At 72.3% G+C, this 12676-nt stretch carries 13 protein-coding genes; 4 read left to right on the top strand and 9 right to left on the bottom strand.

What is annotated here, in order from left to right:
- Positions 1-34: 34 nt before the first annotated feature.
- A complete protein-coding gene (locus tag OG534_RS34875; protein WP_326586426.1) occupies positions 35-655 on the bottom strand; it encodes a hypothetical protein in 621 nt (206 codons plus the stop codon).
- Between the two features lie 226 nt (positions 656-881).
- On the bottom strand, positions 882-1997 hold the full coding sequence (locus OG534_RS34870) for an AI-2E family transporter (RefSeq protein WP_326586427.1): 1116 nt from the start codon (positions 1995-1997) through the stop codon (positions 882-884).
- Between the two features lie 182 nt (positions 1998-2179).
- On the opposite strand from OG534_RS34870, the gene OG534_RS34865 reads away from it, so the two are divergent.
- Positions 2180-2917 carry a class I SAM-dependent methyltransferase gene (locus tag OG534_RS34865; protein WP_326586428.1) on the top strand — a complete coding sequence of 246 codons (738 nt, stop codon included), beginning with the start codon at positions 2180-2182 and terminating at the stop codon, positions 2915-2917.
- 98 nt (positions 2918-3015) lie between these two features.
- The gene (locus OG534_RS34860; protein WP_326586429.1) at positions 3016-4095 is read left to right on the top strand and encodes a S1C family serine protease; all 1080 of its coding nucleotides are present in this window, start codon (positions 3016-3018) and stop codon (positions 4093-4095) included.
- A gap of 25 nt (positions 4096-4120) precedes the next feature.
- On the opposite strand, the gene OG534_RS34855 is transcribed toward OG534_RS34860, so the two are convergent.
- On the bottom strand, positions 4121-5212 hold the full coding sequence (locus tag OG534_RS34855) for a DUF2330 domain-containing protein (RefSeq protein ID WP_326586430.1): 1092 nt from the start codon (positions 5210-5212) through the stop codon (positions 4121-4123).
- A gap of 86 nt (positions 5213-5298) precedes the next feature.
- Here OG534_RS34855 and OG534_RS34850 point away from each other — a divergent pair, with 86 nt between their 5' ends.
- A complete protein-coding gene (locus OG534_RS34850; RefSeq protein ID WP_326586431.1) occupies positions 5299-5808 on the top strand; it encodes a hypothetical protein in 510 nt (169 codons plus the stop codon).
- Between the two features lie 7 nt (positions 5809-5815).
- On the opposite strand, the gene OG534_RS34845 is transcribed toward OG534_RS34850, so the two are convergent.
- The 5 genes from OG534_RS34845 to OG534_RS34825 are packed head-to-tail and all read right to left on the bottom strand — an operon-like array spanning position 5816 to position 10616.
- Positions 5816-6478, bottom strand: coding sequence for an HAD family hydrolase (locus OG534_RS34845; protein WP_326586432.1), 663 nt, complete (start codon positions 6476-6478; stop codon positions 5816-5818).
- On the bottom strand, positions 6475-7578 hold the full coding sequence (locus OG534_RS34840) for an ABC transporter ATP-binding protein (RefSeq protein ID WP_326586433.1): 1104 nt from the start codon (positions 7576-7578) through the stop codon (positions 6475-6477). Before OG534_RS34840 ends, OG534_RS34845 begins: the two co-directional genes overlap by 4 nt.
- Positions 7579-7582: 4 nt before the next feature.
- Positions 7583-8578, bottom strand: coding sequence for an ABC transporter permease (locus OG534_RS34835; protein ID WP_326586434.1), 996 nt, complete (start codon positions 8576-8578; stop codon positions 7583-7585).
- Positions 8566-9453 (bottom strand): ABC transporter permease, encoded by an 888-nt coding sequence (locus tag OG534_RS34830; RefSeq protein WP_326586435.1) that lies wholly within the window; start codon positions 9451-9453, stop codon positions 8566-8568. Before OG534_RS34830 ends, OG534_RS34835 begins: the two co-directional genes overlap by 13 nt.
- Positions 9453-10616, bottom strand: a complete 1164-nt coding sequence (locus tag OG534_RS34825) for an ABC transporter substrate-binding protein (RefSeq protein ID WP_385149415.1) — start codon at positions 10614-10616, stop codon at positions 9453-9455. Before OG534_RS34825 ends, OG534_RS34830 begins: the two co-directional genes overlap by 1 nt.
- A gap of 232 nt (positions 10617-10848) precedes the next feature.
- Between OG534_RS34825 and OG534_RS34820 the strand changes: the two genes are divergently transcribed.
- The gene (locus OG534_RS34820; RefSeq protein WP_326586436.1) at positions 10849-11643 is read left to right on the top strand and encodes a GntR family transcriptional regulator; all 795 of its coding nucleotides are present in this window, start codon (positions 10849-10851) and stop codon (positions 11641-11643) included.
- A 5-nt stretch (positions 11644-11648) separates the two neighbouring features.
- On the opposite strand, the gene OG534_RS34815 is transcribed toward OG534_RS34820, so the two are convergent.
- Positions 11649-12623 (bottom strand): NAD-dependent epimerase/dehydratase family protein, encoded by a 975-nt coding sequence (locus OG534_RS34815; RefSeq protein WP_326586437.1) that lies wholly within the window; start codon positions 12621-12623, stop codon positions 11649-11651.
- Positions 12624-12676 lie beyond the last annotated feature (53 nt).

Raw genomic sequence — 12676 nt, 5'->3', positions numbered from 1 at the left:
GCACCGGCACCGGCACCGGCACCCCGTCCCTCGGTCAGTACAGTTTGTTCACCCCGGTCCGGAGGATGTTCTTCCATGCCTGCACCGGCGGGTCGCCCCAGTAGCTCCACCAGTTGACCAGCGTGACGGTGTCCCCGTCACGGCCCACGCCCCACAGGTAGTTCATGTGGGGACGCTCCTGGGCATCGGCGTCGAAGGTGTACATGCCCTGGAGCGTGGCGCCCTCCTCCACGTCCACCGCACCGTGGTCATGGCCCGTCGCGGTCGTACCGGGCTCGTTCTGGCGGCGCGGGCAGTCGGCGAAGTTCAGCCGGGCCGCGTCCGCGAACGCGATGGCCTCTGCCTCGGTCGCGAAGACCACCACCTTCTGCTGGGCGGAGGCGGTCTCCGAGGTCGTGAAGTCCCGGTGCCAGACGTTCACCTCGGGAGGCTGTACCGACCAGTCGTCCAGGCATGCGTGCTCCTGGCCCCAGCCCCGCTGGACCGGAGCGGCGTACCACCCGATCCCGTCCCCGAGGCGGATGTCGGAGATGTACAGGGTCCCCGGCCTGGGCCGCCACTGCTCCGCGCCGCTCGCCGGCCCCGACGCCACGCCGGCCAGCAGCGCGGCCCCCGCCACGGCCGCCGATCCGCGTGTCCACGCGCGTACCCCCATCACGTTCCCCCTGTGCGTCCCGGTGCCCCCGCCCCGACCGGGACGCGGATCCGCTCCAGCGTGCGACAACGCCGCCCCGCCCGCGGAGGCCCTTCGGACACAACGACCTGAATTCCCATCACACTGTCCGAAAACGACAAAGACCCCAACGGGGAACCTAGTGCTCACCGCCGACGTGACGGTGCTCGCCCTCGCGGTGACCCCGCGGTGACCCCGCGGCGCGGTCCTATGACGGGGCAGGAGCTGTGGGCAGCCGTTCGTCGGGCTCCGGCTCGTGCGGTGGTTCGCTGAGCTGGTCGCGCAGGTAGTTCCAGACGACGGCGACGAGTGCGGCCACCGGTACGGCCAGCAGGCTGCCCACGACGCCGGCCAGGCTGCCGCCCAGCGTGACCGCCAGCAGGATCACCGTCGCGTGGAGACCGAGACTGCGGCTCTGGATCATCGGCTGGAACACGTTTCCTTCGAGCTGCTGCACGCCGACGATGATGGCCAGCACGATCAGCGCGTCCGTCAGGCCGTTCGACACCAGCGTGATGAGCACCGCCACCAGACCGGCGAACAGGGCTCCCACGATCGGCACGAAGGCGGAGACGAAGGTCAGAACGGCCAGCGGCAGCACCAGGGGCACGCCCACGATCCACAGGCCCAGGCCGATGAACACGGCGTCGAGGAGGCCGACGAAGGCCTGGGACCGGACGAACGAGCCCAGGGTCTGCCAACTGCGCTCGGCCACGACCGGGATGTCGACGGCGAGCCGGCCGGGGAGTTGGCGGGTGAGCCACGGCAGGAAGCGGGGGCCGTCCTTGAGGAAGAAGAACATCAGGAAGAGCGACAGCACGGCGGTGACCAGGCCGCTGAAGACGGTACCCACCCCCGTGACGACGGTGGAGACCGCGCTGCCGATGCTGTTCTGGAGGCGGGCCGTCGCGGCGTCGAAGGCGCCGGTGATCTGGTCGTCGCCGATGTTCAGCGGCGGCCCGGCCGCCCACTCGCGCAGCCGTTGGATGCCCTCGGCCACGCCTTCGACCAGTTCGCCCGACTGGGAGGCCACGGGCACGGCGATCAGCGCCACGACGCCCGCGGCCACCAGGAGGAACCCCACGGTCACCACGGTGGCGGCCAGGGCGGGCCGCCACCCCCGCCGGCGCAGCAATGCGGCCAGGGGCCAGGTCAGGGTGGTGAGGAACATGGCGACTATGAGCGGCCAGACGACCGACCACATCCGGCTCAGGACCCACAGGGCCGCCGCCGCCATGACCAGGACCACCAGCAACTCGGCGGAAACCCGCGCCGACCTGCGGAGTGCGGCAGAGGCCTTCGCGGAGCTCAACGTGACAGACATGGGGTCACCCTATTCACACTCCGTCCGCACCGGGACGGGGCCACCGGCCGGTGCCCAGGAGCAGGCGCGAACGGGCCGTCAGCACTGCGGTGGATTCAAGGAATCGAGGGATCGGATACGGGTCGTGTTCGATTCCTTCCGTCCGGCCGCGAGATAGGATCGTGATCACGGGAGGGGGCCGGATGGACCGGAACATACGCACGGTGGACGACGTACTGAGGCTCCTGGACGGCCTCTTCGCACCGGAGGCCGACCGCTGGACGGCCGACGGCGCCTCCTGGTGGGACGGCTTCTACGCGGACCGCTCGAAGCCGGTGCCGTTCTTCGTGTCGAAGCCGGACGAGAACCTGGTCTCGTACCTCGACCGCGGCCTGATCTCCCCGGGCCGCGCCCTCGACCTGGGGTGCGGACCCGGCCGCAACGCGCTGCGCCTCGCCTCCGCGGGCTTCGAGGTGGACGCCGTCGACCTGTCTGCGGCGGCCATCGCCTGGGCCGAGGAGCGGGCCCGCGAGGCGGGAGCCGATGTCCGGTTCCACCAAGGCGATGCCTTCGCCCTCGCCGCGACCACGCTGAGCGGCCCGTACGACCTCATCCACGACTCGGGCTGCTTCCACCACATACCGCCCCACCGCCGCATCAGCTACCTCGCCCTCCTCGAACGGGCCCTCGCCCCCGGCGGCCACTTGGCGCTCACCTGCTTCGCGGCGGGCGCGATGGGATCCGAGCTGCCCGACGAGGCCTTCTACCGTGAGGCCGGCCTCCAGGGCGGGCTCGCCTACACGCCGGAGTCCCTGCGCGCGATCTTCAGCGACCTGACCGAGGTCGAGCTGCGCCGCATGAACGACGAGGCAGCCGAGTCCCCGCTCTTCGGCGAGTCCTTCCTCTGGACGGCTCTGTTCCGCCGGCCCGTCGCCTCGTAGAAGGCCGGCGTGGCGGTCGCTCCGGGCTTGCCAGGACACCTCGGGACCGCGGGATTAGCCTGAAAGAGGGGATCCATCCTCGGGAAGGTGGCGGGCGCATGAAGGTGCAGCCCAGCGGCGTAGTCCTGGCTGCCGCGACCGTGGTACTCGGGGTCATGGCGGGCCCGGCGGCGTTCGCCGACGACATGGACCCCAAGAAGATCTACGAGCGGGCGGCTCCGGCCACCGTTCAGGTCCTGGGGAAGTACGGCGAGGGAACCGGCTTCATCTACGACGCGGAGAAGGGGCTCATCGCCACCAATGCCCACGTCGTGCAGGGCGAGCCCTCCCTGAAGGTCAAGGTCGGGGAACAGCCGCCGGCGCCGGTGCGGGTGGTCGGCATCGACCCCTGCGCGGACCTGGCGGTCCTGACGTTCACCTCGAAGCCGCCCGACCTGAAGTCCCTGGAGTTCGGCGAGAGCAAGGAACTCGAGGTGGCCGACACCGTCACCGCACTGGGCTACCCCGTGGGGATCAGCGAAACCAGCCAGAAGGTCGTGTACACGGCCGGCTCGGTGCAGAACCCGAACGTCGTGAACGCCGAGCCGTCGACCTCGTTCCCGCGTTATCCCTCCACGATCCAGCACTCGGCGACCGTCAACCCGGGCAACTCCGGTGGCCCGCTGCTCGACGGCCAGGGGAAGGTCGTCGGGATCAACGCCCTGACCGTCACCGGCGCCACGCAGGGGCAGTTCTACGCCATCAGCAGCGACCACGCCCGGCCCATCCTCGACACCCTGGCCGGAGGAGTCGTCCAGAACGACCCCGGCTGGACCATCGTAGGGCTGGACGACCCCGAACTCGGCCTGTACTTCGAGGAGAAGGACGCGACCAAGGCGGAAGCCGCCCAGAAGAGGCTCATCGACAGCGGAGTGACAGGGGTGTTCGTCATCAACGCCAGGACGAACTCTCCGGCGGGGAAGGTCCCGCTGGGCACCGGGGACGTGCTGACGGCCATGAAGGACACGCCGGTCGAGTCGGTCGCCGACGTCTGCGACATCCTCCAGTCCTCCGCACCGGGTGAGAAGGTTCCGCTGGAGGGCGTGTACTCCCTCACCGCCGACGGGAAGCAGACCAAGTTCGGTGAAGCCTGGTCAGCCGACCTCGTCCTCGACAAGAACACCGCCCCCTCACCGTGAGGCCGGACACCACCACCCGCCCGCCTCAGGCCGCCTGACCGGGGCTCGGCCTGCGACGGCCGCGGCGGCGGCGGATCACCGCGAAGCAGGACGCCGCCAGCGCCACCAAGACGCCCGACACCGTCAGGAGCCACACGGGGATGCCGTCCCAGACCGTGAGCAGCTCGTTGCGGTAGACGGCCCTGCGGTACGGAGTGTCCTGGGCGGTGGCGCGCAGTTCGTGGTCGGCGTCGATGCGCGCGGGCTCCGGGAACTCCTGGTCGATGGCCGTGAGGAACACCGGTTCGCCGCCCGCGAGTTCCGCGAGCGAGCCGTCCTTGGGGTGGATGGTCCCGGCGAAGGTCACCTTCGGCGCGGAGCCGCCGATCGGGGAGGCGGGCTCCATGCGGTGGTCGGCCAGCACGTACAGGCCGAGCGACTGCGGCGTCTTCGCCATCCGGGACAGCCGCATCGGGTAGACCAGCCGCTCGCTCTCGAAGCGGATCTTCAGCGGGTCCAGGTCGCCGCGCAGCACCTTGCCCTCCTGCCGGGGGGCGAGCCGTACCGCCACGTACTCCCACTTCTGGTCGACGTACGGCTTGACCTCGGCGGCGAGGCGGTCGGGGAGCGTGAAGCCGTTGCTCTCCAGCCAGTTCTTCAGGGCCTGCGGGTCGGTGGCGGTGAGCCGTGCGACGTCGAAGTCGCCGAGCTGCTCGCGGCCGACGACACCGACCGCCGACGGCGTGCGGCCCGGCGCGGCGCCCGCGCTGTCCCCGACCTTCGAGGCGAAGGGCCAGTCGCCGTTCCGGGGCCAGAAGTAGCTGCGGGTCCTGCGCTCGGGCCGGGTCATCTCGCTCAGCTCGCCGAACATGTTCCCGTCGCCCAGCTCGACCGTGGCCCGCCCCGGCACCGGCATGATCCAGGCGGCCCGCTGCGCGTCCCCGCCGACGGTGAACCGCATGACGATCTGCTCCGTACGGCCGTCCCAGCGCACCACGGAGGTCTCACGGTCCACCCCGATCCGGGACTGGCCGCCGGGGACCATGGCCCCGCAGCCGCACGCGTACGCGGGGCTGATCAGCGAGCCCACCTGGGTCGCGAGCAGGGCGATCAGCAGGGCGAGCACTCTTCGTTTCATCCACACGGGGTCTCAGACGGCCACTCGGGTGATCCGGTTCCGACCCCCCTCGCCGAGCCGTGGGGCCGGGGCCCATACTGTGCCCCATGAGGGGGAGCGAGAATCGGCCGTATGCAGTGCGGCGCCAGAGCGCGGTACCGCGCAACCCGTTGGTTCCGGACTCGGTGGAGGCGGAGATCGCGCGGCACGACTGGGAGTCGATCGAGTGCGGCTGCGGTCATTCCGCGGGGCATCTGGTGGACGCCGTGCGGGATGCCGCCGAGGGGCACCCCTCCGCGTTCCGCGCGCTGGAGGGCCACGTCTTCTTCGCGCAGCACCTGAAGCCGCCCGCACCCGCGGTGTGCGCCGTGCTGATGGCCGTGTGGTTGGTGCAGCCGCCCCGGCGGGCGACCCGCGAGGCCCTGCTGTGGACCCTGCTGGCGCTGCTGTGCACGGTGGACGACGGCGGCACCCACGAGGCGGGGCTGCACGGGCAGTGCGCCGCCTTCGTCCGCACCGGCGTGGACGGCTTCCGCCGCGAACTGGCCACCGCCCCGGGATCGGGAACCGCCGCCTACGCGGAGGGCATCCTGGAGATCCTCGGCCTGGCGGCCTAGAAGCCCTCTAGGCGCGAGGCGTCTCCAGGCAGGCGCGCAGGCCGGTCACGGTGACGTGTTCCAGGGAGTCCGCGAAGGTCCGCAGCGGTGACCGCGGCACCGGCAGCAGCGACGGGACCACCAGGACCCCGCAGCCGGCCGCCTCCGCGGAGGCGGCGCCGTCCGGCGAGTCCTCCACCGCCACGCACGCCTGCGGTACGAGGCCCAGCCGCCCGGCGGCCGCCCGGTAGGGGTCCGGGTGCGGCTTCGTCCGCGTGGTGTCGTCTGCGGACAGGGTGAAGGCGAAGGGGACATGGGCCAGCGAGCCCCCGACCACCGAGTCCACGACCACCCGGGGCGACGCGCTGACCAGGGCGAAGGGCACGCCTTCGGCCGCCAGGGCGGTCAGCAGCCGCTGGGCACCGGGCCGCATCGGCGCTCCCGCCTCCACGCGGCGGTGAAAGCGGTCGGTGAGCGCGGCCGCCACCTCGTACGGGTCTCCCCCTCCCGAGACCCGTACGAGGTGCGCGGCGGTGTCCTGCACCGCGCGGCCGACCACCTCGGGCGCGTCCGCGTCGGCCAGCCGGTGGCCGAGGCCGTCGGCCACCTCCTCGGTGGCCCGCCACCACAGCACCTCGGTGTCGACCAGGGTGCCGTCCATGTCGAACAGGACCGCGGCGAGGGCGCTCACACGGACCTGGCCACGACGAGCACCGGCCGCTCGGCCAGGCCCACGGCGGCCCGCGCGCCCGGCACGAGGGTTCCCGCGTCCCGCGAGGGCAGGTCCGCCTTGACCGGCACCCCGCCCGGCAGTTCCAGGTGGAGCCGGGTCACGGAGCCGAAGAAGGAGGCGGAGACCACGGTGGCCGTGCCCGAGGCGTCGGCGGTCGCCGTCACGTTCTCGGGGCGTACGAGGACCTCCACGTCCGGCGTGGACGGCACCGGGCCGTCCACCGGCAGGCGGGCTCCCGCCACCTCCACCAGGCCGGAGTCGGCGAGCCGGCCGGGCAGCCGGTTCATGGTGCCGACGAACTCGGCGACGAAGGGGGTCGCGGGCCGGTCGTACAGCTCGGCCGGGGCGGCGCACTGCTCCAGCTTCCCGGCGTTGAGGACGGCGACCCGGTCGGCCATCGACAGCGCCTCCTCCTGGTCGTGGGTGACGAACACGGTGGTGATGCCGAGGGAGAGCTGGAGGCGGCGGATCTCCTCGCGCAGGTTCGACCGCACCTTGGCGTCCAGCGCGGAGAGCGGCTCGTCGAGCAGGAGCACGCGCGGGCGCAGGGCCAGGGCGCGGGCGAGCGCGACGCGCTGCTGCTGGCCGCCGGACATCTGGTGCGGGTAGCGGTCGCCGTGGTCCGGGAGGCCGACCAGGTCGAGGAGTTCGGCGGCCCGCTCGCGGCGCTGCGCGGCCCCCACCTTGCGCACCCGCAGACCGAAGGCGACGTTGTCGCAGGCGCTGAGGTTGGGGAAGAGGCTGTACGACTGGAAGACCATTCCGGCGTCCCGGCGGTTGGCCGGGACGCGGGTGATGTCCTGTCCGTCGACGAGGACCTCGCCGGAGTCGGGCTGCTCGAATCCGGCGACGACGCGCAGGGCGGTGGTCTTGCCGCAGCCCGACGGGCCGAGCAGGGCGATGAGTTCGCCGGGTTCGACGGTCAGGTCGAGCCCGTCGAGGGCGACGGTGGTTCCGAACGCCCTGCGCAGGCCGCGGAATTCGAGGCGCGCGCCCCCGGACTCGGCGGAGTCGGCCGGCTTCCCGGCCGCGGGAGGGGTGGTGGGCGTGGTGGGCATGGGGTCAGGACTCCTTGCGGGAGGTGGTGGCGGGTGCGGCCGCGGTCGTGGAGGGGGTGGTCCCGGCCCGGGAGAGGGCGATCAGCAGCAGCCAGGTGATCAGCAGGCTGAGGATGGAGACGGCCACCGACATGCGGGCCTGGGCTCCGGAGATCGAGACGATCCACACCGCGAAGGGCTGGAACCCGAGGAGGGAGGCGATGGTGAACTCGCCGAGCACCAGGGCCAGGGTGAGGAAGGCGGCGCCGGCGAGCGAGGCCCGCAGGTTCGGCAGCAGCACGCGCAGGACGACGTACGGCCAGCTCGCGCCGCAGCTTCGGGCGGCCTCGACCAGGGTCGGCACGTCGACGGCGCGCAGGCCCGCGTCGAGCGAGCGGTAGACGAAGGGGAGCGCGAGGACCGTGTAGGCGAAGACCAGGACGACGGGGAACTTCTCGTTCTGGACGGCGATGAAGGTCTGGTAGAGCGGGGTCCGCGACAGGTGTTCCGGTCCCCAGCGCAGCACGGTGGTGATGCCGGTGACCAGGGCGATCGGCGGTACCACCAGCGGCAGCATGCACATCACCTCGACGACCGGGCGCAGCCGCGGCGAGCCGATGCGTACGGCCACCAGCGCGGGCACGGCGAGCAGCAGCGACAGCGCGATGGTCGCGGCGGCGAGGCCGAGGGAGAGCAGCAGGCTCTCGGTGAACCCGTCGGCGGAGAGCAGTGCGGTGTACGCCTCGAAGGTGATCCCCTGGCCGGGCACGTGCACGGTGAAGACGAACGAGGCGAGGAGCGGGACCAGGAAGTAGGCGCCGGCCAGGGCGAGGACGGCTCCGCGCCAGATCCCGGGCCGGGGGCGCCGGGCCGAGGACGACCGGCCGGGTGCCTCGGTGTCCGGGGCGCTCCCGGCAGCGTACGGTGCGGCCGGAGTGGTCTGGGTGGCGGGAGTGGCCGGGGTGGCGGGAGTGGCCGGGGTGGCGGGAGTGGCCGGGGTGGTCGGGGTCATCGCAGCCATCGGGCGCTCCGTCGCTGGAGGGGCAGGTAGACCGCCATGACCAGGCCGGCGATCAGGATCATGTCGAGGCCGAGGGCGAGCGCCACGTTCTCCTGGCCGGTGAGCACGTTCCCGGACAGCGCGTCCGCGATCTTGAGCGTGACCAGGGGTACGGAGCCGCCGACGAGGGCCGCGGCCGTGGCGTGGGCGGCGAAGGCGGTGCCGAAGAGCAGTACGAACCCGCCGAGGAGGGACGGAGCGAGCACGGGCAGGCCGACATGGCGCCAGAACTGCCATCCGGTGGCCCCGCTGCTCTGGGCGGCCTCGCGCCACTGCGGGCGCAGTCCGTCCAGCGCCGGGGCGATCACCAGCACCATCAGCGGGATCAGGAAGTACAGGTAGACCACGGTGAGGCCGGTGAAGGAGTAGAGGTTCCAGCCGAGGTCCGCGAGGTCGGCGAGCTGGGTGACGACTCCGGAGATACCGACGGTGGCGATGAACGCGAACGCGAGGGGCACGCCGCCGAAGTTGGCCAGCACTCCCGAGGCGGTCAGGGCCGCACTGCGCAGGCCCTTGGAGCGGGACGTGACCACGGCCTGGGCGATCACGACGCCCAGGACGCCGCCGACGAGTGCGGTGAGGGCGGAGAGCTGGACGCTGCCGATGAGCGAGCCCAGGTACGGGCCCTGCAGCGAGCGCGCGAGGTGTTCCCCGGTCAGCCGGGTGGCGCCGCCCGCCGGGTCGGTGCGGGTGACCGCGCCGAAGGCCATGGCGCCGAGCGGGATGCCGAAGCAGAGCCCGGTGAAGACGAGGAGCGGGAGGGCCGCGAGCCAGGTGCGCGGACCGCGCCGCCGGCGGCGGGTGCCGCCGGCGGCGCGGGAGTCTGAGGTGGGCATCAGGAGAGGGCCTTGTCCCACTTCTCGGCGAGGGTTGCCTTGGCCCGGTCGAGCTCCGCGGAGACCGGGAAAGCCGGGGTGCCCTGCACCTGCGGGAGCTTGGCGACGGCGTCCTTGTCGGCGGTGCCGTCCTCGGTCATGGCGGGCAGCAGCACCGGGCGGGCGTAGCCCTTGAGCCAGAGGTTCTGGCCCTCGCCGCTGTAGAGGAACTCCATCCACAGGCGGGCGGCCGCCGGGTGCGGGGCGTCCTTGTTGATGGCCTGCGAGTAGTACTGGGCGAAGACGCCGTCGGCGGGGACGGTGACCTTCCAGTCGACGCCCTTGCCCTTGAACTGCTGGGCGTAGCCGGCGTTCAGGTAGTCCCAGTCGATGGAGATGGGCGTCTCGCCCTTCTCGACGGTGGCCGGGGTGGACTCGACCGGGATGAAGTTCCCGTTCTTCTTCAGCTGCCCGAAGAAGTCGATGCCGGGCTGGATGTCCGCGAAGGAGCCCTTGTTGGCGAGGGCGGCCGCATACACGCCGCCGAAGGCCGAACCGGACTTGGTGGGGTTGCCGTTGAGGGCGACCTTGCCCTTGTACTCGGGCTTGAGGAGATCGGCGAAGGTCTTCGGGCAGGTGGGGATGCGGGCCGCGTCGCAGCCGATGGAGACGTAGCCGCCGTAGTCGTTGTACCAGCGGGCGTCGGCGTCCTTCTGGGTGACGGGGATCTTGTCCCAGGCGGTGACCTTGTACGGGGCGAAGAGGTTCTCGGCGGCGCCGCTGCGGGCGAAGGCGATGCCGAGGTCCAGTACGTCGGGGGCGCGCTTCTGGCCCTGGCGGGACTTGACGGCGGCGATCTCGTCGGCGCTGGAGGCGTCCGGGTTCTCGCTGTTCACCTTGATCTTGTACTTGGCCTCGAAGGCCTTGATGATCTCGCCGTAGTTCGCCCAGTCCGGCGGGAGCGCGATCACGTTCAGCTCGCCCTCCTTCTGCGCGGCGGCGGCGAGGGCCTCCATGGAGCCGAAGTCGGCCACCGAGGTCGCGGCGCCCGGCTGCACGCCGTTCTTGGCGCCGTCGGCGCCACCGGACTTCTGGTCGGGTGCGGCACCACACGCGCTGAGCGTGGTGAGGACGGCGGCGCTGAGCAGAACGGCCGCACCGCGACGGGCGGAGGATCTGAGCACGGTCTCTCCCGGAGACGAGGGTGGGTTCACTTGTCTGAACAAGTTGGCTCCAGTTCGCCCGGACTCGCTGTACGGACGGTGAACGGCGCCCGTCCGCTGGAGCACGGCTCGACGAAGAGACGAGAATGACCGGAAGAAGCCGTGACAGAACCTGTTGGAATGATCATGGGAGACCGGTGCACAGCGATTCCGGCACCGCTACGCCGGCCACGGCGGACAGGGGACGAACGGCATGAACACGAGCACGACCGGGGGCGGAGGCACGGGCGCGGGCACGGGCGCGGGCACCGTCCGATACCTGGAGATCGCCGAGGCGCTGCGCCGCGAGATCCTCTCGGGCGAGCTCCCGGTGGGGGCGCACCTGCCCTCGGAGAGCGATCTGGCGGCGCGCTGGTCCGCCTCGCGCGGGACGGTCCGCCAGGCGGTCGCCACGCTCGCGGCGGAGGGGCTGATCGGTTCCCGGCAGGGCGCGCGGCGGATCGTCCTGCGCAGGGAGCGCCGGCACAGCTTCGGCGAGCTGAACAGCTTCGCCCAGTGGGCCGAGGGGCTCGGGCACCGGGCCGCCGGCCGCTTCCTGTCGCGGACCCGCCGGCCCGCGACGACCGAGGAGGCGGACCGGCTCGCGCTGGCGCCCGGTACGCAGATCCTGGCCGTTCTGCGGCTGCGTCTGCTCGACGGGGAACCCACCATGGTGGAGCGGACCGCGTACGCCGACTGGGTCGCGGCGGCCGTCGAGGCGCTGCCGGCGGACTGCCGGTCCGTCATGGACAGCCTGGCCGAGGGCTCCGGAATCGTCGCCCACTACGGTGAGCACCTCATCGACGCCCTCCCGGCGGGCAGCGAGGACGCCCGGCTGCTGGAGATCCGGCGCGGCAGCCCGCTGCTGCGCCAGCGGCACGTCTCCGCGACGGCGACCGGCCGCCCGATCGAGTGGTCCGACGACCGCTACCGGGCCGGCAGCGTGACCTTCAGTGTGAGCAACTCGTCGGTAGCAACCCCTTTGGAGCGGCGCGTCGGCGACCAGTGACCCCGTCAGGCGGCGCGCCGGGTCTCGGCGATCGCCCCGGGCAGCCAGTCCGCGACCCGGCCGAACCCGAAGCCCAGGGCGGCGGCCCGGCCGTTGTCCATGGCGTAGGCACGGTCGAAGGAGAACGGCGAGGCGGCCTCGCCCTGTCCGACGAGCCGGTACCGCGGCCGCCGCCCGACCTGCCCGGCGACCGCCTCGCAGAGCGCGATGACGTCCGGCGCGCCGTGCGAGGCCGCGTTGACGGGCCCGGTGAAGCTCTGCTCCGCCGTCCAGTGCAGGAAGTCCGCCAGCTCCCGGTGGTGGATGAACGAGGTGGCGTACGGGGACTCGTGGACGGCGACCGGGGTGCCGGCGCCGATCCGCTCCACGTAGTGCGCCAGCCGCCCGGTGAACTCCGCCCGGCCGCCGCCGAGGACGTGCGCGCTCCGCACGGACACGTACGGGAAGGCGGGTTCGCGCAGGAAGACGGCCTCGGCCTGCCGCTTCCCCTCGGCATAGGCGTACGCCGGGCCGTGCGGGTGCGGGCCCGGCCCGGCGGGCGGCAGGCGCCGGGGGTCGAGATCCGCCTCGGTGACGGGGGCCGCGCGCCTGACGAGGGCCGCGCCCGTAACGGGGGCCGCGGCGGTGGTCGCGGCAGCGGACGGGGCGGCGGACGGCGCGGGGAGCGTCGCCGGGTCGTACACCTCCATCGTCGAGGTCATCACATAGCGCCCGGTCCGCCCGGTGAACACCCGCCGGGCGACGGCGGCCTGGAGCGGCGTGTAGCAGACCTGGTCGACGACCACGTCGAAGGCGCGCGGGCCCAGCGCCGCCCGCAGCCCTTCCTCGTCGTCCCGGTCCGCGACGAGGTGGCCCACGCCGGGCGGCGGCGCACTGGAGCCCCGGTTGAGGACCGTGACCTCGTGCCCCGCGTCGCGTACCCGGGTGACCAGGGTCTTTCCGAAATACCGGCTGCCGCCGATGACCAATATCCGCTTCATGCCCGCGACTCTGCCGCTGTAGGGTCCCCAGCGGAACTGACGGCCTGCTGAAC

The sequence above is a fragment of the Streptomyces sp. NBC_01294 genome (assembly GCF_035917235.1).
Classification (GTDB): domain Bacteria; phylum Actinomycetota; class Actinomycetes; order Streptomycetales; family Streptomycetaceae; genus Streptomyces; species Streptomyces caledonius.
The sequence above is the reverse complement of the archived record's forward strand: the minus strand, read 5'-3'. Positions and strand labels throughout refer to the sequence as shown.

Coding starts and splice junctions, on each gene's coding strand:
- OG534_RS34830 (WP_326586435.1), bottom strand. CDS start 9,453: ATGCCCACCTCAGACTCCCGCGCCGCCGGCGGCACCCGCCGCCGGCGG.
- OG534_RS34875 (WP_326586426.1), bottom strand. CDS start 655: ATGGGGGTACGCGCGTGGACACGCGGATCGGCGGCCGTGGCGGGGGCC.
- OG534_RS34840 (WP_326586433.1), bottom strand. CDS start 7,578: ATGCCCACCACGCCCACCACCCCTCCCGCGGCCGGGAAGCCGGCCGAC.
- OG534_RS34870 (WP_326586427.1), bottom strand. CDS start 1,997: ATGTCTGTCACGTTGAGCTCCGCGAAGGCCTCTGCCGCACTCCGCAGG.
- OG534_RS34855 (WP_326586430.1), bottom strand. CDS start 5,212: ATGAAACGAAGAGTGCTCGCCCTGCTGATCGCCCTGCTCGCGACCCAG.
- OG534_RS34815 (WP_326586437.1), bottom strand. CDS start 12,623: ATGAAGCGGATATTGGTCATCGGCGGCAGCCGGTATTTCGGAAAGACC.
- OG534_RS34865 (WP_326586428.1), top strand. CDS start 2,180: ATGGACCGGAACATACGCACGGTGGACGACGTACTGAGGCTCCTGGAC.
- OG534_RS34850 (WP_326586431.1), top strand. CDS start 5,299: ATGAGGGGGAGCGAGAATCGGCCGTATGCAGTGCGGCGCCAGAGCGCG.
- OG534_RS34820 (WP_326586436.1), top strand. CDS start 10,849: ATGAACACGAGCACGACCGGGGGCGGAGGCACGGGCGCGGGCACGGGC.
- OG534_RS34860 (WP_326586429.1), top strand. CDS start 3,016: ATGAAGGTGCAGCCCAGCGGCGTAGTCCTGGCTGCCGCGACCGTGGTA.
- OG534_RS34835 (WP_326586434.1), bottom strand. CDS start 8,578: ATGGCTGCGATGACCCCGACCACCCCGGCCACTCCCGCCACCCCGGCC.